At 67.0% G+C, this 19,109-nt stretch carries 20 protein-coding genes, 2 tRNA genes and 1 pseudogene; 21 read left to right on the top strand and 2 right to left on the bottom strand.

From position 1 onward, the window contains the following. Nucleotides 1-150 precede the first annotated feature (150 nt). The 8 genes from ACT3UN_RS10215 (at nucleotide 151) to ACT3UN_RS10180 (ending at nucleotide 3,774) form a co-directional block, all read left to right on the top strand. Nucleotides 151-645, top strand: coding sequence for a hypothetical protein (locus ACT3UN_RS10215; protein WP_441582290.1), 495 nt, complete (start codon nucleotides 151-153; stop codon nucleotides 643-645). Between the two features lie 227 nt (nucleotides 646-872). Further along, entirely contained in the window at nucleotides 873-1,103 is a 231-nt protein-coding gene (locus tag ACT3UN_RS10210) for a DUF732 domain-containing protein (protein WP_441582291.1), read from the top strand. 81 nt (nucleotides 1,104-1,184) lie between these two features. Continuing rightward, nucleotides 1,185-1,601 carry a hypothetical protein gene (locus ACT3UN_RS10205; RefSeq protein WP_441582292.1) on the top strand — a complete coding sequence of 139 codons (417 nt, stop codon included), beginning with the start codon at nucleotides 1,185-1,187 and terminating at the stop codon, nucleotides 1,599-1,601. A 55-nt stretch (nucleotides 1,602-1,656) separates the two neighbouring features. Further along, nucleotides 1,657-1,896: a hypothetical protein gene (locus ACT3UN_RS10200; protein ID WP_441582293.1), complete on the top strand. Its 240-nt coding sequence runs from the start codon at nucleotides 1,657-1,659 to the stop codon at nucleotides 1,894-1,896. A 171-nt stretch (nucleotides 1,897-2,067) separates the two neighbouring features. Beyond that, entirely contained in the window at nucleotides 2,068-2,487 is a 420-nt protein-coding gene (locus tag ACT3UN_RS10195; RefSeq protein ID WP_441582294.1) for a hypothetical protein, read from the top strand. Nucleotides 2,488-2,529: 42 nt separating this feature from the next. Then, nucleotides 2,530-2,841 (top strand): hypothetical protein, encoded by a 312-nt coding sequence (locus ACT3UN_RS10190; protein WP_444656982.1) that lies wholly within the window; start codon nucleotides 2,530-2,532, stop codon nucleotides 2,839-2,841. Between the two features lie 158 nt (nucleotides 2,842-2,999). Then, nucleotides 3,000-3,542 (top strand): hypothetical protein, encoded by a 543-nt coding sequence (locus ACT3UN_RS10185; protein WP_444656981.1) that lies wholly within the window; start codon nucleotides 3,000-3,002, stop codon nucleotides 3,540-3,542. A 13-nt stretch (nucleotides 3,543-3,555) separates the two neighbouring features. Next, nucleotides 3,556-3,774, top strand: a complete 219-nt coding sequence (locus ACT3UN_RS10180; protein WP_441582297.1) for a hypothetical protein — start codon at nucleotides 3,556-3,558, stop codon at nucleotides 3,772-3,774. Between the two features lie 117 nt (nucleotides 3,775-3,891). On the opposite strand, the pseudogene ACT3UN_RS10175 reads toward ACT3UN_RS10180, so the two are convergent. Then, a pseudogene (locus ACT3UN_RS10175) lies at nucleotides 3,892-5,206 on the bottom strand (ISL3 family transposase). Nucleotides 5,207-5,420: 214 nt separating this feature from the next. On the opposite strand from ACT3UN_RS10175, the gene ACT3UN_RS10170 reads away from it, so the two are divergent. After that, nucleotides 5,421-5,714, top strand: coding sequence for a hypothetical protein (locus ACT3UN_RS10170; RefSeq protein WP_444656980.1), 294 nt, complete (start codon nucleotides 5,421-5,423; stop codon nucleotides 5,712-5,714). A gap of 548 nt (nucleotides 5,715-6,262) precedes the next feature. On the opposite strand, the gene ACT3UN_RS10165 is transcribed toward ACT3UN_RS10170, so the two are convergent. Then, nucleotides 6,263-6,337, bottom strand: a tRNA-Gly gene (locus tag ACT3UN_RS10165). 172 nt (nucleotides 6,338-6,509) lie between these two features. On the opposite strand from ACT3UN_RS10165, the gene ACT3UN_RS10160 reads away from it, so the two are divergent. From ACT3UN_RS10160 to ACT3UN_RS10105, 12 genes are all read left to right on the top strand, one after another. Further along, a tRNA-Pro gene (locus tag ACT3UN_RS10160) sits at nucleotides 6,510-6,583 on the top strand. A 242-nt stretch (nucleotides 6,584-6,825) separates the two neighbouring features. Then, nucleotides 6,826-8,226: a trigger factor gene (gene tig, locus ACT3UN_RS10155; protein ID WP_441588188.1), complete on the top strand. Its 1,401-nt coding sequence runs from the start codon at nucleotides 6,826-6,828 to the stop codon at nucleotides 8,224-8,226. A 235-nt stretch (nucleotides 8,227-8,461) separates the two neighbouring features. After that, a complete protein-coding gene (locus ACT3UN_RS10150) occupies nucleotides 8,462-9,064 on the top strand; it encodes an ATP-dependent Clp protease proteolytic subunit (RefSeq protein ID WP_301442121.1) in 603 nt (200 codons plus the stop codon). A 21-nt stretch (nucleotides 9,065-9,085) separates the two neighbouring features. Next, nucleotides 9,086-9,751, top strand: a complete 666-nt coding sequence (locus tag ACT3UN_RS10145; RefSeq protein ID WP_441582103.1) for an ATP-dependent Clp protease proteolytic subunit — start codon at nucleotides 9,086-9,088, stop codon at nucleotides 9,749-9,751. A gap of 331 nt (nucleotides 9,752-10,082) precedes the next feature. Next, the gene (pcaH, locus tag ACT3UN_RS10140) at nucleotides 10,083-10,775 is read left to right on the top strand and encodes a protocatechuate 3,4-dioxygenase subunit beta (protein WP_301442104.1); all 693 of its coding nucleotides are present in this window, start codon (nucleotides 10,083-10,085) and stop codon (nucleotides 10,773-10,775) included. 31 nt (nucleotides 10,776-10,806) lie between these two features. Then, complete coding sequence (gene pcaG, locus ACT3UN_RS10135) at nucleotides 10,807-11,487, top strand: protocatechuate 3,4-dioxygenase subunit alpha (RefSeq protein WP_301442105.1); 681 nt, start codon at nucleotides 10,807-10,809, stop codon at nucleotides 11,485-11,487. A gap of 1 nt (nucleotide 11,488) precedes the next feature. After that, entirely contained in the window at nucleotides 11,489-12,787 is a 1,299-nt protein-coding gene (pcaB, locus tag ACT3UN_RS10130) for a 3-carboxy-cis,cis-muconate cycloisomerase (protein WP_301442106.1), read from the top strand. After that, on the top strand, nucleotides 12,780-13,175 hold the full coding sequence (pcaC, locus tag ACT3UN_RS10125) for a 4-carboxymuconolactone decarboxylase (RefSeq protein ID WP_444656979.1): 396 nt from the start codon (nucleotides 12,780-12,782) through the stop codon (nucleotides 13,173-13,175). The genes pcaB and pcaC overlap by 8 nt, the downstream gene beginning before the upstream one ends. Continuing rightward, nucleotides 13,172-14,386, top strand: coding sequence for a 4-hydroxybenzoate 3-monooxygenase (locus tag ACT3UN_RS10120; RefSeq protein ID WP_441578870.1), 1,215 nt, complete (start codon nucleotides 13,172-13,174; stop codon nucleotides 14,384-14,386). The genes pcaC and ACT3UN_RS10120 overlap by 4 nt, the downstream gene beginning before the upstream one ends. Before the next feature lie 3 nt (nucleotides 14,387-14,389). Then, nucleotides 14,390-15,724 (top strand): MFS transporter, encoded by a 1,335-nt coding sequence (locus ACT3UN_RS10115; protein ID WP_301442109.1) that lies wholly within the window; start codon nucleotides 14,390-14,392, stop codon nucleotides 15,722-15,724. Between the two features lie 135 nt (nucleotides 15,725-15,859). Further along, nucleotides 15,860-17,182, top strand: a complete 1,323-nt coding sequence (locus ACT3UN_RS10110) for an MFS transporter (protein ID WP_441578884.1) — start codon at nucleotides 15,860-15,862, stop codon at nucleotides 17,180-17,182. Continuing rightward, nucleotides 17,179-19,074: a TIM barrel protein gene (locus ACT3UN_RS10105; RefSeq protein ID WP_444656978.1), complete on the top strand. Its 1,896-nt coding sequence runs from the start codon at nucleotides 17,179-17,181 to the stop codon at nucleotides 19,072-19,074. The genes ACT3UN_RS10110 and ACT3UN_RS10105 overlap by 4 nt, the downstream gene beginning before the upstream one ends. The last annotated feature ends 35 nt before the right edge of the window (nucleotides 19,075-19,109 follow it).

Here is a 19,109-nt window from a genome sequence, read left to right as displayed (position 1 = left end):
TCATCCGCATCCACCGCGCGGCGGGGATAGGGGGAGTGTCGCTCGCTGTGTTTTCCGCGAGGATCGCCGACCTTAACCTGAGTAAATTCTGTGCGCAGACATGGTTTGACATATGATGTACTAATGACGTTGAGGAAACTAGCCACCGCTGTGGCCACCACACTCGCCATGCTCACCCTCGCCGCATGCGGAGGGGATACTGAAGCAGAAGAGGTCACCCGTACAGGCGCGGCTTCGACAACGACCACGTCAGAATCTGCCAATTCATGGACGGAGTATGACCCCGGTCCAGGACGCATCGCCCAGGACCCGGTGATAGATGGCGTCTACACGGCTGACGAGCGTGATGCTGCTGGCGAGGTTGAATGGCGGCTCTCCAATGTTCGGTTGGACGGAGCGCTTTCGGAAGGCGACATCATCCGGTACGCACGGAACATCTGCTGGGGAATGGACAGCGGTAACACGACGCTGTTAGAGCAGATGCAGGAACTTTTCGATCCAGACGGCATACTTCCCAACTTCATGCTGCCCAAGTCCACCGTGGACGTCTTCTGCCCTCAGCACAGCCCGAGTGAGGATGAGTTCTCGGAGATGTATCAGGAGACCGTGGGCGGGGAACTGTGGTACCCGGGCGGTGAGCAGTGATGAGAGCGTTGAAGATGTCTGTGGCCGTAACTGCGCTCGCGGCGGCATTCGCGCTCTCGGCATGTGGTTCTGCAGGGGGCGAGGTAGCCGCGCCATCGACAGTGACGGAGACGGTGGATCGCACCGTAGGGAGGACTGTCACCGTCACGGAAACTCCGACAGTTGATCCGGAGCCCGAGCCCGACCCGACGTCTTCCTCGCGACCTGCTCCGTCAGGGGCGGGCTTGATGGACGAGATCTACGCCCAGATGATGCGGGACGAGGGGATTGAGGTGTCGAACGGGGAGTTCGCTCAGTTGTCCGTGTCGGTTTGCGACACCTTCGACAATGGAAGGGCGCAGGCTGACGCGCTCGGAGTTATTCAGGAAGCGACAGGCGAAACCGGGTGGCGGGGCACCCGTATCTTGCAGGCCGCGGTGGTCGGCAAGTGCGGTCAGCATGTCGACTACACGTACTGATCCGAATTGAACCGCCATCGTCCCGCCAGTTGAAGCGGCGCTCCGTCTCTTCTGGGGGCCGGGCTCGGGTTAAACGGCAAAATGTGTGCTCGGGATCGACACTCCGCTGCAGGTCAGCCCGCCATCGAGGACCACGATCTGCCGGACGCCGACGAGATCACAGAGGAGTGGTACCAACCAGGGGCCGCGCCACCAGAGGGGCACAAGTTCAGCCGTCGGATCGACGCCCTGATGTTCGACTCGTTGGTACGTACCGCATTCGAGATCGAGGTCACCACGGACGACTTCAAGCGCGACACCTACTGGAAGCGCCGAGCGTGGGAGAAGGTCGTCCACCGGTTCATCTATGTGGTGCCGGACTACCTCGACGCGATGTCCCCGCACGGCTGCGGCTTGTGGAAGGTCGCGCCGGACGAGCGGATCACCGTGGTGAAGAAAGCCATCGTCTCCAAGGCCCCCGACCCGCTACCGCAGACCGTCGTGCAGCGCCTGGCATAACGGGCAGCACGAGCCAGCCGACAGAAGGCCTACAATGCCTGACCAGACTTCGACCGTGACCGAATCCGACGCCCGGAAGATGCACGCCTGGTGCGACTCCCACTCGCCTACGGACACGAATCAGACCCCGATGGCGAAGGTCATCCGCCACTTTCGCGCCACGGTGCCCGTCCCGCCGCCGACGTTCGCCGACGAGCTGCGGAAGGCGGCGTCCGGGCTGCCGGTGGAGTTCAAGCTGAAGCACCAGCGCGTCTACCTCGCTGATCGTGTGGAAGCCGTGGAGGAGGAGAACTAGCGGCTGACCGGCGAGGCAGAGGAGGGATCTGAGTGGAACCGGCATTTGGCCGACCAGAATGGGTGCCTCTCCCATGTATGCGACGAGGCCCGCGCTGACCTGGATCGGGTCAAGGCAGCGCAAGAGCTAGCTCGCGAGACCCGCGCCTATACGACTCCGGAAGGGAGCCTCGTGCAGTCTCAGCTCACCGCACTCCAGCCCGCCCTGCCCGACCCCGCTGACGTGCCGGACGGTGGCCCGTGGCTCGTCTCCGTCGATGATGGGGAACCCGCCCCGGCATTCAAGGCGGACGGGCCCGGCTGGATCGTCTACTGGGAACGTGGCAACGCGCTCCCCGTCGGCTCCGAGCGCATCACCCTCGTCGCCCGCCTGACCGCCGAGCGCCCCGCCCGCGCCATCGACCGGCCCGAGGACCTGGACGCACTGCCCGCGATGTCCGTCGTGGTCGAACGCGACGGCGCCGCATGGCAGAAGCGCCCCTTCGGTCCATGGGACTTCCGCGACTGGCAGAGCCCCGCCGACGGGCTCCTGGCGAGGTTCGGCCCCGTCACCGTGGCCTACACGCCCGAGGAGCCCACCGATGACGAGTGAAGCTGAACTCCGCCCATCGCCCACGACGAGGTCACCCGGCTGGTGCGCGTCCCGCACCACCATGAGCCGCTGTGGGAGGACTACTCGCACCTGTCGGAAGCCAAATGGGAGCAGGTGTACGAACTGATCGACAACTGGCACATCCCCGCCGCCCCGGAAATGCGCGCCACCATCGCCGCCTGCACCTACGAGTACGGGGTACAGGGCGCTGGCGGGCACATGGTCAAGCTGTACCCCGGCTACGACTGGGAATGGACCGACACCGAGATCACCGCCTGGCAAGTCGCCAACCAGTGGAACGGCTGGCGCATGGTCCGCCGCCTCGTCGGCCCCGTGGAGGTGGTGGAGGGGTGAATCGACGCAAACGAAGAAGCTGAATCACGACCACCCCTACCCCTATGGGTTATTCGATAACGATCCCATCACGATTCCTTCCGCGCAGTTGCGTGCCGACATGACACGTAGATAACCTCGTTCTTGTCACCACACCCCCCTCACAGGAAGTTCCAAAAATGAAAAATGGGATCAGGAATAAAATCGCCGTGTTCTCTCTCGCGGCAGCCCTTCCGCTAGGCCTATTCCCCACAGTGGCAAACGGGGCGACGGCAGTGCCCAGCGATGCGACTGCCGTGCAGTCGGGCGCTGATGAGTACCCCAACAGTGACACCGAGAACCTGACCGCCAAGGACAGGGCCGACATTAACAGAAGCCTGACCTCACTGGGGTATTCCCCGCTTCCCAAGAGCGCTGCAGCTCTGACCCTCAACGGCGACAAGATCGTAGTCCTGGACAAGGATGGCGACGTCATTCCCATCGACAAGGGGCAGGACTTGGAAAAGGCGTCGCTCGTCCAGACCAAGGGTGTCACCGATGAAATAAAGAGGACGGTAGGGGCCTGCATCGGAATTGACCTTACCGCCAACGTCGGCGCATGGGCAGCTATCGAATCCCAAGTCAATACTTGGCAAAAGGCAGCGAAATTCGTCCTGCGACGAGTCGGATTCATTGCCGCGATCTCATGCGGTGGCGGCGTCTTCGTCGAATACCTGCTATAGAAGGAGGAAAAAAATGAACGAAAAATTCAAGGAATTCACCGGAGGAATGAGCCTTACGGTCGCAGCCGCAGCCGTCATTGTCATCGCGGCAGTGTACATATCCACCGCAGGCAGCTCCGAATGGGTCACCGCAGCGGCAGTCGTCACCGTCGGACTGATCGTTGCCGCGCTTATCCGCATCACGGGCAGCGGACGACAGCAAGGCGCTGACACAGGCGGCTCCGCCGACTGACCTCACCACTGGGATGCTCGCCCGCGCCCCAGCTCATCAAGGCCCCCACCGCGCACCTCGCGGCTCGGGGGCCTTGCGCATAACTACCCCACACCCCCTAATGTGGCTCTTCGCGATTCACAGTGCGTTGATCCGGTCGCGGAGTTGCCCGGAATGAATCAGCGACCTCAAGATGTAGTGGTCCAGATTTCGGAACCCCAGTGCAATCCCGCGCAGGTCCTCCAGCCTCCCATTGACGGCCTCGACGGGCCCGTTCGACGCTCCGACATGGAAATACGCCAAGATATCGGCCCGACGCCGCCACAACGTGCGCCCGAACTGCGCCAACTCCTCCAACCCCTTCGGCAGCTCCTTACGCAGCGTGCCGATCAACCCGGCCATCAACGTCTTGCCCCGTGACTTGCCCGGAACACCGTACGCGGCGATGAGATCCTGGTAGATGCCCCAAGTGACCTGCAGAGCGACGTAGTCGTCGTCAGTGGTCCACAGCAGATTCAGCCGTTGTTTCTGACGCTCGGTGAGATAGTTCGTCCTGGTCATCAGGTGACGGCGGTGCTTGTAGAGCGGGTCATCTTTGCGTCCGCGCCGCCCGGTCGTCTCTCGTTGCAGGCGCTGACTGCATCCGGTGAGTTTCTCGGCTGCAAGGTGCACCACATGAAATGGGACCATCACCTTCGTCGCCGCTGGTAAGGCGTGGTCCACGGCGGTGGCGTAGCCTGCGAAGCCGTCCATCGTGACGACCTCCACACGCTGGCGGAAACCAGGGTCACGCTCGTTGAGCCAGGTTCGTAGCACCTCCGCACTGCGCCCGGGTCGCATATCGATCAACCGGGCCGGCCCGCGCCCGTCGACCAGCGGGGTCAGATCCACCAGCACCGTGACCATCGAGGAGGGCTCGCCGGGACGGCGGGTGTGTTTCCACACATGCTCATCGACACCGAGTATCCGCACGTCAGCCAGATGATCGCCGGAATCGTAGACAAGGTTGCAGCACGCCTGAACCGCGATCTTGTTGACCAGCTGCCACCCCACACCTAGGGCCTTCGCTGTCGCCGAGACACTCATGCGGTCAACGGCCAGGCGTTGCAGAATCCAACGAGTCGCCCGGTGGGTCAGTTTCGCCCCGTCGTCAGCACAACCCAGTGAAGCATGGAAGATTCTCCGGCCGCAGGCATCGTTGGTGCAGGTGAACCGCGGGACACGGACGTGGAGTCGCGTCGGGAAGCCGACCACGGGCAGGTCCACCAGCTGCTGGGTGACGTGATCTCGCAACACACCTGCATGTTTGCAGCCAGGGCACCGGTCGTCGACGGCTACCTGGGCGGCGTCGATGACGGTGAACGGGCCGGCGTCCGCGGCGTCAGTGATGGTCAATCCGATATCTTCCGGTGCGCCAGATGGTGTCAGCGACGAGGTTGCCAGTAGTGTGCACTTCTAGGGTCCTGGTTCGGTTCAGATGATTGCTTCGCAACTCTCATCTTGTACCGGCCAGGGCCTCTATATGTTGTGCGACACCGCATCGGCTCCACCGTCAGCTATGCACTACGTATCGCGAAGAGCCAGTTTGCCTGCATTGATGGTTTATGCAGGTGGGGGCCGGTTTTTGGGTGTGCTTTTTAGTGTTAGCAAGTGGTGGCATCGTCAAAATGGCAACGGACGATGAACTGTTCCGGTCCCGTCGAGTGGGGCGCATGATCGAATCGGCGCGCAAGGGTGCGGGCGTGGCCCAGGCTGCGGTGCTGGAGGCGCTCGGCAAGGGGACTTCGTACCGGGCGTGGATGCGCGAGGTGGAGACCGGGGAGCGGTTCCGCGGTAAGGGGCCGACCGTGCTGCCGCCTTACGAGTACAAGAAGTTGGCTGGCGTTGTGGGGCTCGATCCGGTGGATGTTCTGTGTGCGGCGGGCGTTCCGAAGGTCGAATGGGGCGGCTATATCGAATAGTAGTTCGACTAATGCTGGTGTTGTTCGCGTCGACGTCACAGGCTTGTCCGACCTGCAGGTTAGAGTGATCGATGACCTCGTCAGGGAACTACGGAAGGTGCCAGATGATGACAAAGAGGACGGCGGACGATAGAACGCGCAATCGAACGAGCTTTGACCTGCTGGTCATCCCCAGCCGGTCACTAGTGATCGCGGGAGGCCACCTGAGTCCCGCAGAGGTCGACCGGGCCCGGTCTGACTGGGCTGCCTACGGCAACAGCGCCCCTGTGGATCCGTCGCTCCGCTGGACCATCGCCCTGTGTAACCCGAAGGGAGGCGAGGGGCGCGTGCACTCCGTGATGCAGATCCCCGCCTACGCCGGCGCATGACCCCGCGCAGCACCGAAGCCCCAGCCGGAATGGCTGGGGCTTCGGTCGGTCCGACGGGGGTAGCGCCGGTTTCGGAGCGCTGGAGCGCTCGCATGGTCGCTACTCTGGGCTGTGCGGACCATTGTCCTGACCTACAGGGCGCCGCAGAGACAGAATGCGGACGATCATGCAGGTCAAGTATGGAGGGAATGACGGGAATCGAACCCGCGTCTTCAGCTTGGAAGGCTGAGGTATTAGCCACTATACGACATTCCCGCTGTTGCGCTGACGACGATACACCACCCTGGCGACGCAGGAAAACCGGCAGGCCCGGCAGGGGAGGTCCGGTAAGCACGCCCCACTGTTGGCCGCGTCCTGCAGGACCCCGTAACATCGGCGCAAGCGCGCCTCCCCGGTGACTGCCCTGCGGTCGAGGCGGGCGCGCGGACGGGATATGGCGCAGTTTGGTAGCGCACTCGCTTTGGGAGCGAGGGGTCGTGGGTTCAAATCCCGCTATCCCGACGGGAACGGATCGGAAGTCGGTTAGGTGAGACCCCGCTGACAACCGCCGTCGGCAACACGATAAAATCGTCAACGACCATTACCGGTGGCAGCCTCCGGCCGTCCCCGCCCTCCCTGTGGTCCGTCGTCAGGCGGGCCGGGTACAGGTGGGGTGGTTGGACCCGGAGGTGACGCGGACGGAACGATCCCGTGGCCCACCGGCCGCAAGTACACAGACCAAGAACACACAGGAGTGTGCATCCGTGAAGAGCTCCGTTGAACAGCTGAGTGCCACCCGCGCCAAGCTCACCGTCGAGGTTCCCTTCGAGGAACTGAAGCCTGAGTTCGACAGCGCCTACAAGTCCCTCGCCCAGCAGGTCAGCCTGCCCGGTTTCCGTAAGGGCAAGGTGCCGGCGAAGATCCTCGAGGCCCGTCTGGGCCGCGGGTCGATCCTCAATGAGGTTCTCAACGAGATGCTGCCGAGCCGCTACAGCCAGGCCGTCGAGGAGAACGACGTCAAGGCCCTCGGCCAGCCCGAGATCGACATCGCCGAGCTCGAGGACAACGACCACGTCACCTTCACCGCCGAGGTCGACGTCCGTCCCGAGATCGAGGTGCCGGACTTCGCCGACCTCTCCGTCGAGGTCGACGCGCTCGAGGCCGACGAGGAGTCCGTCGAGTCCGAGCTGACCAACCTGCGCGCCCGCTTCGGCACCCTCAAGGCCGTCGAGCGCGCCGTGCAGGACGGCGACTTCGTCTCCATCGACCTCGACGCCAGCGTCGACGGCGAGACCGTCGACGAGGCGTCCTCCGAGGGCCTGTCCTACGAGGTCGGCACCGCCTCCCTCGTCGAGGGGCTGGACGCCGCCCTGACCGGCCTCTCCGAGGGCGAGTCCAAGGAGTTCACCACCACGCTGGTCGCCGGCGAGCACGCCGACAGCGAGGCGCAGGCCACCGTGACCGTCAAGTCGGTCAAGGAGCGCGAGCTCCCCGAGCTGGACGACGACTTCGCCCAGCTGGCCTCCGAGTTCGACACCCTCGACGAGCTGAAGGACTCCCTGAAGTCCCAGGTCGAGGAGCAGCTCAAGGGCCAGCAGGCCGCAGCCATCCGCGACAAGGTCCTGGAGGCCGCCCTCGAGAAGACCGAGGTCGCCCTTCCGGAGTCCGTCGTCAAGGAGCAGGTCGACGGCCAGATCCAGCAGCTGGTGAGCCAGTTCGGTGGCGACGAGGCTGTCTTCGAGCAGATGCTCGCCGCCCAGGACATCACCCGCGAGAAGTTCGAGGAGGACGCCCGCGAGGGTGCCGAGGACTCCGTGCGTACCCAGCTGTTCCTGGACGCCCTGGCCGACATCGAGAAGCCGGAGGTCTCCCAGCAGGAGCTCACCGACCACATCCTGTTCACGGCCCAGCGCTACGGCATGGACCCGAACCAGTTCGTGATGCAGCTGCAGCAGTCCGGCCAGATCGCGAACCTGTTCGCCGACGTGCGCCGCGGCAAGGCCCTGGCCATCAACATCTGCAAGGTGACCGTCGCCGACGACAAGGGCAACTCCATTGACCCGAAGGACTACTTCGGTGAGGAGGCCGACCTCAACGAGTCGGCCGACGCCGAGGCCGAGGTCGTCGAGGCTGACGCCGACGCCGAGGAGAAGTCCGACAACTGAGTCGGGTCCACCTCGGGCAATGAACCGCCGCACCGCTGACCTCCGGGTCGACGGGGCGGCGGTTTTCCGTACCCGGACCGCGCCGGCGCGCTGCCCGGACGCCGCCGCGGCAACCCGACCGTGCGCTGTCAGCGAACAGGGCCCCGGAGAGGGGCGTGGCGCCATGCTGTTGACTAGTCTGGTGCACAGTCCAACACGTGAACTTGAGCGAGGAGCATAAGTGAACACTAACGACATGTCTGCCGGTCAGGCGCTGCGCCAGGCGCAGATGGCCTCTACCGCGGGGATGAACCTCAACGACTCGGTGTTCGAGCGTCTGTTGCGCGAGCGGATCATCTTCCTGGGCACCCAGGTCGACGACGAGATCGCCAACAAGCTCTGCGCGCAGATCCTGCTGCTCAGCGCGGAGGATCCCGAGCGGGACATCTCGCTGTACATCAACTCGCCCGGTGGCTCGGTCACCGCCGGCATGGCCATCTTCGACACGATGCAGTTCGCACCGTGCGACGTGGCCACCTACGGAATGGGCCTGGCGGCGTCGATGGGGCAGTTCCTGCTGTCCGCCGGCACGAAGGGCAAGCGGTACGCGCTGCCCCACGCCCGGATCATGATGCACCAGCCGTCCGCCGGCGTCGGCGGTACGGCCGCGGACATCGCCATCCAGGCCGAGCAGTTCGCCCAGACCAAGCGCGAGATGGCCGAGTTGATCGCCGAGCACACCGGCCAGCCGCTGGAGCAGATCCAGAAGGACTCGGACCGTGACCGCTGGTTCACCGCCCAGCAGGCACTGGAGTACGGGTTCGTGGACCGCGTGATCAGCTCGGCGAAGGAGCAGTAAGCAGAGATGGAAAGCAACAACATGAACGGTTACACCCACGCCAGCGAACTCACCGGCCAGGTCTCGGGCGGGCAGATGCCCACCTCGCGTTACATCCTGCCGTCCTTCGTCGAGCACTCCTCCTTCGGCGCCAAGGAGTCCAACCCCTACAACAAGCTCTTCGAGGAGCGCATCATCTTCCTGGGCACCCAGGTCGACGACGCCTCCGCGAACGACATCATGGCGCAGCTGCTCGTCCTGGAGGGGCTCGACCCCGACCGGGACATCACGATGTACATCAACTCGCCCGGTGGTTCCTTCACCGCGCTGATGGCCATCTACGACACGATGCAGTACGTGCGCCCGGACATCGTGACCGTCTGCCTCGGCCAGGCCGCCTCCGCTGCGGCGGTCCTGCTGGCCGCGGGTACGAAGGGTAAGCGTGCGGCGCTGCCGAACTCGCGTGTGCTGATCCACCAGCCGGCCACCCAGGGCACCCAGGGTCAGGTCTCCGACCTGCAGATCCAGGCGGACGAGATCGAGCGTATGCGTCGTCTGATGGAGTCCACGCTGGCCCGCCACACCGGCCAGTCCGAGGAACAGGTCCGTAAGGACACCGACCGCGACAAGTTCCTCACCGCCGAGGGGGCCAAGGAGTACGGCATCATCGACCAGGTCTTCGAGTACCGCAAGCTCTCCACCCAGTAAGAACGGGTAGGACGCTGCGGCGAAGCCGCAGGACGCCGCGGGGACGCGCCGCGCCGGATCACGGATCCGGCGGGGCGCGTCCCCGCGGTTTTTCGTGCGCGTGGGGCATGCACGGCAACGCCGATAGTGCTGCCGACACGTGCTTTGGGAACCCTGAACCACCACCCTGGGTGACCCCCGATATCACGAGGACGTGAAAGAAACCCCAGCACACGGACCTGTCAGTCGGTAAAACGAGTTCACCCTGCGAACGGCTTTGCGGCCAGCGCACGGGCGGATACCGTGAGACGCACATCACGTTCACCGCAATCCCGCAGAAGGGGTTACGTCCATGGTTCCGATCAGTAACGTCTCCGTCGACGGCAGCTTCGCACCGCTGCACTTCCCGGAGTACCGCACCACGGTGCTCCGCAACCCGAACAACGACCTGCTGATGGTCCCCGAGCGTCTCGGCGAGACCACCGGTCCCGTCTTCGGCGACGGCGCCCTCGGTGCCGAGGACAACGACATGACCAAGGCCAACGGGGGAGAGGCCATCGGTCAGCGCATCTTCGTGCACGGCCGGGTGCTCGGCTCGGACGGCAAGCCGGTGCCGGACACCCTCATCGAGGCGTGGCAGGCCAACTCCGCCGGACGCTACCGCCACAAGAACGACTCCTGGCCCGCCCCGCTGGACCCGCACTTCAACGGTGTGGCGCGCACGATGACCGACAAGAACGGCGTCTACAGCTTCTACACCGTGCAGCCCGGCGCCTACCCGTGGGGCAACCACAGCAACGCCTGGCGTCCGGCGCACATCCACTTCTCCCTGTTCGGCCGCCAGTTCGCCGAGCGTCTGGTCACCCAGATGTACTTCCCAGGGGACCCGATGTTCTTCCAGGACCCGATCTACAACTCCGTGCCGGAGGGTTCCCGCGAGCGCATGATCGCCGCGTTCGACTACGACGAGACCCGCGAGAACTTCGCCCTGGGCTTCAAGTTCGACATCGTGCTGCGCGGGCGCGACGCCACCCACTTCGAGTAGTTCGAGCAGTTCGAGAAGAAGGAGAAGACCGATGATCGACAGTGACCCGACGGGTCCGTTCCGCTATCCCGCCCCCGCCGTCCGCGACCAGGACGACGCCCCGTTCGGCATCATGCCCTCGCAGACGGTGGGCCCGTACGTGCACATCGGGCTCACGACACCCGGCGCGGAGAACATGGTCGACGAGGACGCGATGTCCTTCGCCGCCGGCGAGATCGTGGAGGTGACCTTCTCGGTCACCGACGGTGCCGGGCACCGCGTGAAGGACGCCATGATCGAGCTGTGGCAGGCCGACGTCCACGGCATCTACCCCTCGCCGTTGGACGAACGCTCCGACGAGGGTTCGCTCAAGGGCTGGAACCCGTTGCTCGGCGCGGGTGTGGGCCGGGGCATGGCCGACGAGGACGGGGAGGTCACCTTCCGCACCCGCCGTCCCGGCGCGACGCCGGCGGAAGCCGGAGAAGCAGCCACCGAGGCCCCGCACCTGAAGGTGAGCGTCTTCGCCCGCGGCATCCTGGAGCGTCTCTACACGCGCGCCTACTTCCCAGCGGAAGGTGACTCCGATCTCGCCACCGACCCGGTGCTCGCCGTGGTGCCGGAGGACCGTCGTTCCCGCCTGGTGATGGAGCAGGTGGGGGAGGACTCCTACCGCATGGACATCGTCCTGCAGCACGAGGACGCCACCGCCGAGACCCCCTTCTTCCGGGTCTGACATGGCGAGCACCCGCACCCTCTACAGCGACGTCGCCTCCGGCGACACCACTGCCGCCGACGCGGTGTCGGACGCCGCGTTCGTCGCGCGCATGGTCGACGTCGAGGCCGCGCTCGCGCATGCGGTGGGCGACGCCGGCCTCGTCGATCCGGCCACCGCCGAGGCCACTGCCGACCTCATCGCGTCCACCACCTTTGACGGTGAGGACCTGACCGCGCTGGCCGAGGCGTCCATCGCCGGCGGCAACCCGGCGATCCCGCTGGTGAAGCGGCTGAAGGCCGCGGCCACGGACGCCGGGCTCGAGACCGCGGCGGTGCACCGTGGGGCGACGAGCCAGGACATCATCGACTCCGCCCTGGTGCTGTGCGTGCGCGACGCCGGCGCGGCGATCCTGGCCACCGCCGCCGAACTCACCGACGACCTCGCCGAGCTGGCGGGCACCCACCGTGACACCCCGGTGATCGGCAGGACGCTCGGTCAGCAGGCGGTGCCGACGACCTTCGGCGTCATCGCCGCCGGCTGGTTGCGCCAGACCGACGCCGCGGCGTCGGCGTTGCGCGATGCCCTGGGCGTCCTGCCCGTGCAGTACGGCGGGGCCGCCGGCAACCTGGCCTCCACCGCGCCGAATGGTTTGAGCGTGCACGATGCGCTGGCCACGCGACTGGACCTGGCGTCCTCCCCGCTGGTGTGGCACACCGACCGCCTGCCGTTGGTGCAGGTCGCTACCGCGCTGGCGGCGCTGGCCGGCTCGGTGCGCAAGATCGCCGGCGACGTGATCGTGTTCTCCGCCACCGAGGTCGGGGAGTTGCGCGAGGCCTCGCCCGGGGGTTCCTCGGCGATGCCGCACAAGGCCAACCCGGCCGCCGCCGTCGCCGCCGACGGGTACGCCCGGCGCACCCCGGCGCTGGCGGCCACCATGCTCGACGCCATGGACCAGCGCATGCAGCGCGCTACCGGCGCCTGGCACGCCGAGTGGCAGACACTGCGCGACCTCGTCGCCGCCACCGCCGGGGCCGTCACCCGCACCCGCGCCAGCATCGACGGCATCACCGTGGACACCGCGGCGATGCGCCGCAACCTCGAGCTCACCGGCGGGGCGGTGCTCGCCGAAGCATTGGGACGATACGTCCCGCGCGCCGAGGTCGACGCCGCCGTCGCCGGCGGCACACTGCGCGAACTGATGGACAAGGCCCGGGCGGAGCACGGTTTCAGCACCGACCCGGGGGACCACACCGGGCACGCCGGCGACATCGTCGACGCCGTGTTCAACGACAGGAAAGGCAGCACCCACCATGGCTGACGACTACCAGGCAGGCCGCGACGCCGCGCACGCGAGGGGCATGGCCAACCGCCGCGCCGTCCTCGGCGACGAGCACGTGGACCGCTCAATCGAGAAGAAGACCCCGGTCACCGAGAAGTTCCAGGACTTCATCACCCGCACCGCCTGGGGGGACGTGTGGGAACGCCCCGGCCTGGACCACACCCAGCGCCGCCTGCTGACCATCGCCGTACTCACCGGCGTGGGCAACGACGGGGAACTCGACATGCACATCCGCGCCGCCCTGCGCGCCGGGGTGGACGCCGACACCATCGGCGAGGTGCTGCTGCACACCGCCGTCTACGCCGGCGTGCCGAACTCCAACCATGGCTTCTCCCTGCTCGACGCCGCAGTGAAGGACCTCACGTGAGGACGCAGGTCGCCATCATCGGCGCGGGTCCGGCGGGGCTGACCCTGTCGCACCTGCTGCACCTCCACGGTGTGGAGTCGGTGGTGCTGGAGTCGCGTTCGCGCTCGGAGGTGGAGACCACGGTGCGTGCCGGGATCCTGGAGCAGGGCACCCTGGAGCTGATGCGCCGCACCGGCGTGGCCGAGCGCATGGAGCGCGAGGCCGACATCGACGAGGGCATCGAGATCTCCGTGCAGGGTGAACGCACCCGCATCGCGTTGACCGAGCTGACCGGGCACACCGTGGCGGTGTACCCGCAGCACGAGTACCTCACCGACCTCGTCGCCCGGCGTCTCGCCGACGGTGGCGCGGTGCTCTTCGACACCACCGTGGACGCCGTCGAGGGGACCGAGTCCGCTGCCTCCGCCGAGGGGCCCGTGGTCGTCGACTACACCGACGGCGCAGGACGCCACGGCCAACTGCGCGCGGACTACGTGGTCGCCGCCGACGGGTCCGGCTCGCCGCACCGCGCGAGCGTCACGGCGTCCGGCACGTCCGGCACAGCCGGCTCAGGCCGGCACCGTCACGAGTACCCCTACGCGTGGTTCGGTGTGCTGGTCAACGCGCCGAAGACGCAGAAGGAGCTCATCTACGCCACCCACCCGGAGGGCTTCGCGCTGATCTCCACCCGCTCGGAGACCGTGCAGCGCTACTACCTGCAGTGCGACCCGTCCGACACGGTGGCCGACTGGTCGGACGCCCGGATCTGGGAGGCGCTGCACACCCGTGCGGACTCCCCGGACCTGCAGGTCAGCGAGGGGGAGATCTTCGACAAGGCGGTGCTGCGCTTCCGCTCGGCGGTGAGCGAACCCATGCAACGCGGCCGCCTGCTGCTCGCCGGCGACGCCGCCCACACCGTCCCGCCCACCGGGGCCAAGGGCATGAACCTCGCCATCGCCGACGTCGCCGTGCTCGCCCCCGCACTCGTGCGCGTGCTGCGCGGCGACCCGGGCCTGCTCGCCGACTACTCCGACATCGTCCTGCCGCGCGTGTGGCGGGCCCAGCACTTCTCCTGGTGGATGTCGTCGATGCTGCACCAGACGCCGGACGCCACGACCTTCGAGTCGCGTCGGCGCCTGTCCGAACTGTCCTGCGTCCTGTCCTCCGAGGCGGGACGCCGTTACCTGGCCGAACAGTACGTCGGCCGCGATCTTCCCGAATTCGAGGTCTGAGACGTGAACACCACCGTGAACACCACGACACCACGCTCCACCGCCACCGTGACCGTGCTGTGCTGGATCGCCGTCCTGCTCGACGGTTTCGACCTGGTGGTCCTGGGCACCACCCTGCCGTCGATGCTCGACGACCCCGGCTGGGACCTCACCGGCGCCCAGGCCACCCAGATCAGCACCATCGGCCTGGTCGGCATGACCATCGGCGCGCTGGTCATCGGGTTCCTCACCGACAAGCTGGGACGCCGCCGCGTGCTGATCACCGCGGTGTTCCTCTTCTCGGTGTTCACCCTGTTCCTGGCCTTCACCACCAACGTCGCCTGGTTCTCGCTGTGGCGCTTCCTCGCCGGGGCGGGCCTCGGCGGCGCGCTGCCGACGGCGATCTCCCTGGTCACCGAGTTCCGTTCCGGACGCAAGGCCGGTTCGGCGTCCACCACCCTGATGACCGGCTACCACGTGGGCGCGGTGCTGACCGCCCTGCTGGGCATGTTCCTCATCGACGCCGCCGGCTGGCACGCGATGTTCATCGCCGGGGCCGTCCCGGGCCTGATCCTGGCCCCTGCACTGTTCCTGCTGCTGCCGGAGTCGCCGGCGTACCTGCGCATCACCGGCCGGGTGGAGCAGGCCGAGGCGATCGAGGCGTCCTACGGGCTGCAGGTCGACACCGAGATGGACACCCTGCAGGCGCAGGAGGAGGGCGACAACTCCGGTGGTATCCGTGCCCTGCTGCAGCCGACCTTCCGGCTCAACACCATCGCGATCTGGGGCACCTCGTTCATGGGCCTGCTGCTGGTCTACGGGCTGAACACCTGGCTGCCGCAGATCATGCGCGCGGCCGACTACGACCTGGGCAACTCCCTCGCCTTCCTCATGGTGCTCAACGTCGGCGCGGTCGTGGGCCTGTTCATCGCCGGACGCGTGGCGGACGTGCAGTCGCCGCGGCGCACCGCACTGCTGTGGTTCCTGCTCTCGGCGGTGTTCCTGGCACTGCTGGCCATCCGCCTGCCGTTGGTGGGGCTGTACGTGATCGTGTTCCTCACCGGTGTGTTCGTGTTCAGCTCCCAGGTGCTGATCTACGCCTTCGTCGGCGAGAACCACCCGTCCTCGGTGCGCGCGACGGCCATGGGCTTCTCCGCGGGCATCGGACGCCTCGGCGCGATCTCCGGGCCGCTGCTCGGCGGCGTGATGGTCACCGCCGGCATCGCCTACCCGTGGGGCTTCTTCGCCTTCGCGCTGGTCGGCCTGCTCGGCTTCGCGATCTTCTCGTTCTCCCGTACGCTGCGCCCGTCCACCCTTGCCGCGGTGGAGAAGGACGCCGCCGACACCGTGCACTCCTGACCTCTCCGACCGTCTACTCTCCATAAGGAGGATCCGGTGAAACCCTCATCATCCACCACACCCGCCGTCGTCGCGCCGGCAACCGCCGACGAGACGGGCGGACACCCGACCGGGAAGACCCCGAAGCGCGCGGCGCTGTCCAGCTGGATCGGCTCCGCACTGGAGTACTACGACTTCGCCGTGTACGGCACCGCCGCCGCGCTGGTCATCAACGTCCTCTTCTTCCCGCAGGGCACCTCGCCGGGAGTCGCCGTGCTCGCCGCGATGGCGACCGTCGGCATCGCCTACGTGGTCCGCCCGCTGGGCGCGCTGGTCATGGGGCCGCTGGCCGACCGCTTCGGACGCAAGTTCGTGCTGATGCTGTCGCTGTTCATGATCGGTGCGTCCACGTTCGTCGTCGGCTGTCTGCCGACCTACGGGCAGGTCGGGCTGCTGGCCCCGCTGCTGCTGGCGCTGTGCCGCATCGTGCAGGGCATCTCCGCCGCCGGCGAGCAGGGCAGTGCCATCGCGGTGTCGCTGGAGCACGCCGAGGAACGGCACCGCTCCTGGACGACCGCCTGGACGTTGCACGGCACCCAGTTCGGTACGTTGCTGGCCACCGCAGTGTTCATCCCCTTCACCGTCTTCCTGTCCGAGGACGCCCTGATGAGCTGGGGTTGGCGCGTGCCGTTCTGGCTCTCGGCGTTCGTGGTGCTGATCGCCTGGGTGATCCGTCGCCGACTCGAGGAGCCGCCGGCGTTCCAGGAGAAGGCCGCCGAGGACGGGAAGGAGACCGGGCAGGAGGACGAGTCCACCCGCCACAACCCGCTGCGTCTGGTGCTCGCGCACCACCGTGCCGCGGTGGTGCGGGTGGCGGTCGCCTCGATGATCAACACGATCAACATCGTGTTCACCGTGTGGTCGTTGTCCTTCGCCACCTCGATCGTGGGGCTGGACCGCTCCACGATGCTGTGGGTCACCGTGACCGGCAACCTGTGCGCGCTGGTGTCCATCCCGCTGGCGGGTTCGGCCGCCGACCGTTTCGGACGAAAGAAGGTCTTCATCACCGGTGCCCTGGGCGCCGCGGTGGTGATGTACCCCTACCTGATGGCCGTCAACGCCGGGAACTGGCCGCTGATCTTCGTGCTCGGCGCGGTGATGTTCGGCCTGTTCTACTCCATGGCGAACGCCACCTGGCCGGCGTTGTACGCCGAGATGTTCCCGACCTCGGTGCGTGTCACCGGCGTGGCCCTGGGCACGCAGATCGGGTTCGCGCTCTCCGGTGGTTTCGCCCCGGTGCTGGCGTCCCTGGTCGCCGGCAGCCAGGGTGACAACTACCTCGGGGTCGCGGTGTTCTCCACGGTGGTGGCGGTGCTGGTGTCGTGTGCGATCGCGACCACCCGGGAGACGGCGTTCATGAGCCTCAGCGAGATCGACGACGACAAGACAACCGTGCAGGAAGAGAAGGAGAACCGATGAGAACGTCCATCGCCACCGTGTGCCTGTCGGGCACCCTCGCCGAGAAGCTGCGCGCCGCCGCCGACGCCGGCTACGACGGCGTGGAGATCTTCGAGCAGGACCTGGTCGTCTCCCCGCACTCCCCGGAGCAGAACCGGGCCCGCGGCGAGGAACTCGGCTTAAGCTTCGACCTCTACCAGCCCTTCCGTGACCTTGACGGGGTCGGGGAGGAGCAGTTCGTCGACAACCTGCGGCGCCTGGAAGCGAAGTTCGCCATCATGCGGCGCCTGGGCATCGAGATGATCCTGATCTGCTCGAACGTCGGCTCGGCCACCGTCGACGACGACGAGGTCTGCGCCGGGCAGCTGCGCCGCGCCGGCGAGCTCGCCGCCGGCTACGGCATCCGCCTGGCCTACGAGGCCCTGGCCTGGGGGAAGTACGTCAACACCTACCGGCACGCCCAGCGCATCGTGGACCTGGCCGACCACCCCAACGTGGGCACCTGCCTGGACAGTTTCCACATCCTCTCGCGCGGCGACGACCCGTCCGGCATCCCGGACATCACCGACGGCAAGATCTTCTTCGTGCAGTTGGCGGACGCCCCGGCACGCGACATGGACCTGCTGTCCTGGTCGCGTCACCACCGCGTGTTCCCCGGGGAGGGCGACTTCGACCTGGTGGAGTTCCTGCGGCTGCTCACCGTCGCCGGTTACGACGGTCCGGTGTCGCTGGAGATCTTCAACGACTCCTTCCGCCAGGCCGACGTGGCACGCACCGCGGTGGACGGGCTGCGTTCGCTGCGCTGGCTGGAGGACCAGGTGCACCGCGAACTCGACGCGAGCTACCCGGTCGGCCTGACCCCGTTGCCGGAGGCCACGGTCCCGGACGCCTACAGCTTCGTGGAGCTGCACACCGGTCGTCTGGGCGAGATCACCAAGCTGCTGCACCAGCTGGGTTTCGTGCTCGGCGGCTACCACCGCAGCAAGGAGGAGTTCCAGGTGTGGGTCCAGGGCGAGGCACGCATCGTGGTGCGCGACCTGGGGCCCACCGGCAGCGACACGGTGATCGACAGCTTCGGGGTGGACGTCGTCGGCGCAGGACGCTCCGCGGCGCGCGCCGTGGCGCTGTCGGCGCAGCCGATCGTGCGGCAACGCCGCGAGGACGAGGCGGACATCCACGGGGTGTACACCCCCGACGGCACCGGCATCTTCTTCTGCGAGACCCCTGCCCAGGCCGCCGACGCCATGCCGGTGTGGGCCGAGGAGTTCGGCCTGATCGGCGAGGACGTGGCCGGCATCGCCGCGGTCACCGACGCCCGCCCGCGGGTCACCGGTGTCGACCACGTCGGCCTGGCGCAACGCTGGCACCGGCACGACGAGGCGGCGCTGTACTTCACCTCGGTGCTGGGGCTGCAGGCCCACACCCCGGACGCGGTGCCCAGCCCGGCGGGCTACGTGCACTCCCGTGTGATGTCCGCGCCGCACGGCGACTTCTCGCTGACCCTCAACGTCGCACCCGAGGGCAGTGAGCAGGGCGACTTCCTCGCGGCGTCCTACCCGGAGCACGTCACCCTGGAGGTGGACGGGATCATCGGGCTGGCGCGCCGGGCGCGCCGGGCGCGCCGGCGCGGCCTGGAGATGCTGCCGGTGCCGGACAACTACTACGACGACCTCGTCGCCCGGTTCAACCTGGACGAGGACACCGTGGCCGAGCTGCGCGAGTGCAACGTGCTCTACGACCGCGACGACCACGGCGAGTACCTGCGGTTCTACACCGGCACCCTGGGCACGATGTTCTTCGAGCTCGTCGAACGCCGCGGCGACTACGCCGGCCACGGGGTGGACAACACCCCGGTGCGTCTGGCCGCGCAGTACCGGGTGCTGCGCGACGCAGCCCGCGGCATCCCCAGCTGAGACCAACACCCACCCAGAACACCCACCGAGAGAAG

Origin of the sequence: Corynebacterium sp. AOP12-C2-36 (genome assembly GCF_052379185.1) — a bacterium.
In the GTDB taxonomy this organism is placed as follows: domain Bacteria; phylum Actinomycetota; class Actinomycetes; order Mycobacteriales; family Mycobacteriaceae; genus Corynebacterium.
The sequence above is the reverse complement of the archived record's forward strand: the minus strand, read 5'-3'. Positions and strand labels throughout refer to the sequence as shown.

Coding starts and splice junctions, on each gene's coding strand:
- ACT3UN_RS10210 (WP_441582291.1), top strand. CDS start 873: ATGGACGAGATCTACGCCCAGATGATGCGGGACGAGGGGATTGAGGTG.
- ACT3UN_RS10205 (WP_441582292.1), top strand. CDS start 1,185: ATGTGTGCTCGGGATCGACACTCCGCTGCAGGTCAGCCCGCCATCGAG.
- ACT3UN_RS10185 (WP_444656981.1), top strand. CDS start 3,000: ATGAAAAATGGGATCAGGAATAAAATCGCCGTGTTCTCTCTCGCGGCA.
- ACT3UN_RS10180 (WP_441582297.1), top strand. CDS start 3,556: ATGAACGAAAAATTCAAGGAATTCACCGGAGGAATGAGCCTTACGGTC.
- ACT3UN_RS10170 (WP_444656980.1), top strand. CDS start 5,421: ATGGCAACGGACGATGAACTGTTCCGGTCCCGTCGAGTGGGGCGCATG.
- ACT3UN_RS10150 (WP_301442121.1), top strand. CDS start 8,462: ATGTCTGCCGGTCAGGCGCTGCGCCAGGCGCAGATGGCCTCTACCGCG.
- ACT3UN_RS10145 (WP_441582103.1), top strand. CDS start 9,086: ATGAACGGTTACACCCACGCCAGCGAACTCACCGGCCAGGTCTCGGGC.
- pcaH (WP_301442104.1), top strand. CDS start 10,083: ATGGTTCCGATCAGTAACGTCTCCGTCGACGGCAGCTTCGCACCGCTG.
- pcaG (WP_301442105.1), top strand. CDS start 10,807: ATGATCGACAGTGACCCGACGGGTCCGTTCCGCTATCCCGCCCCCGCC.
- pcaB (WP_301442106.1), top strand. CDS start 11,489: ATGGCGAGCACCCGCACCCTCTACAGCGACGTCGCCTCCGGCGACACC.
- pcaC (WP_444656979.1), top strand. CDS start 12,780: ATGGCTGACGACTACCAGGCAGGCCGCGACGCCGCGCACGCGAGGGGC.
- ACT3UN_RS10105 (WP_444656978.1), top strand. CDS start 17,179: ATGAGAACGTCCATCGCCACCGTGTGCCTGTCGGGCACCCTCGCCGAG.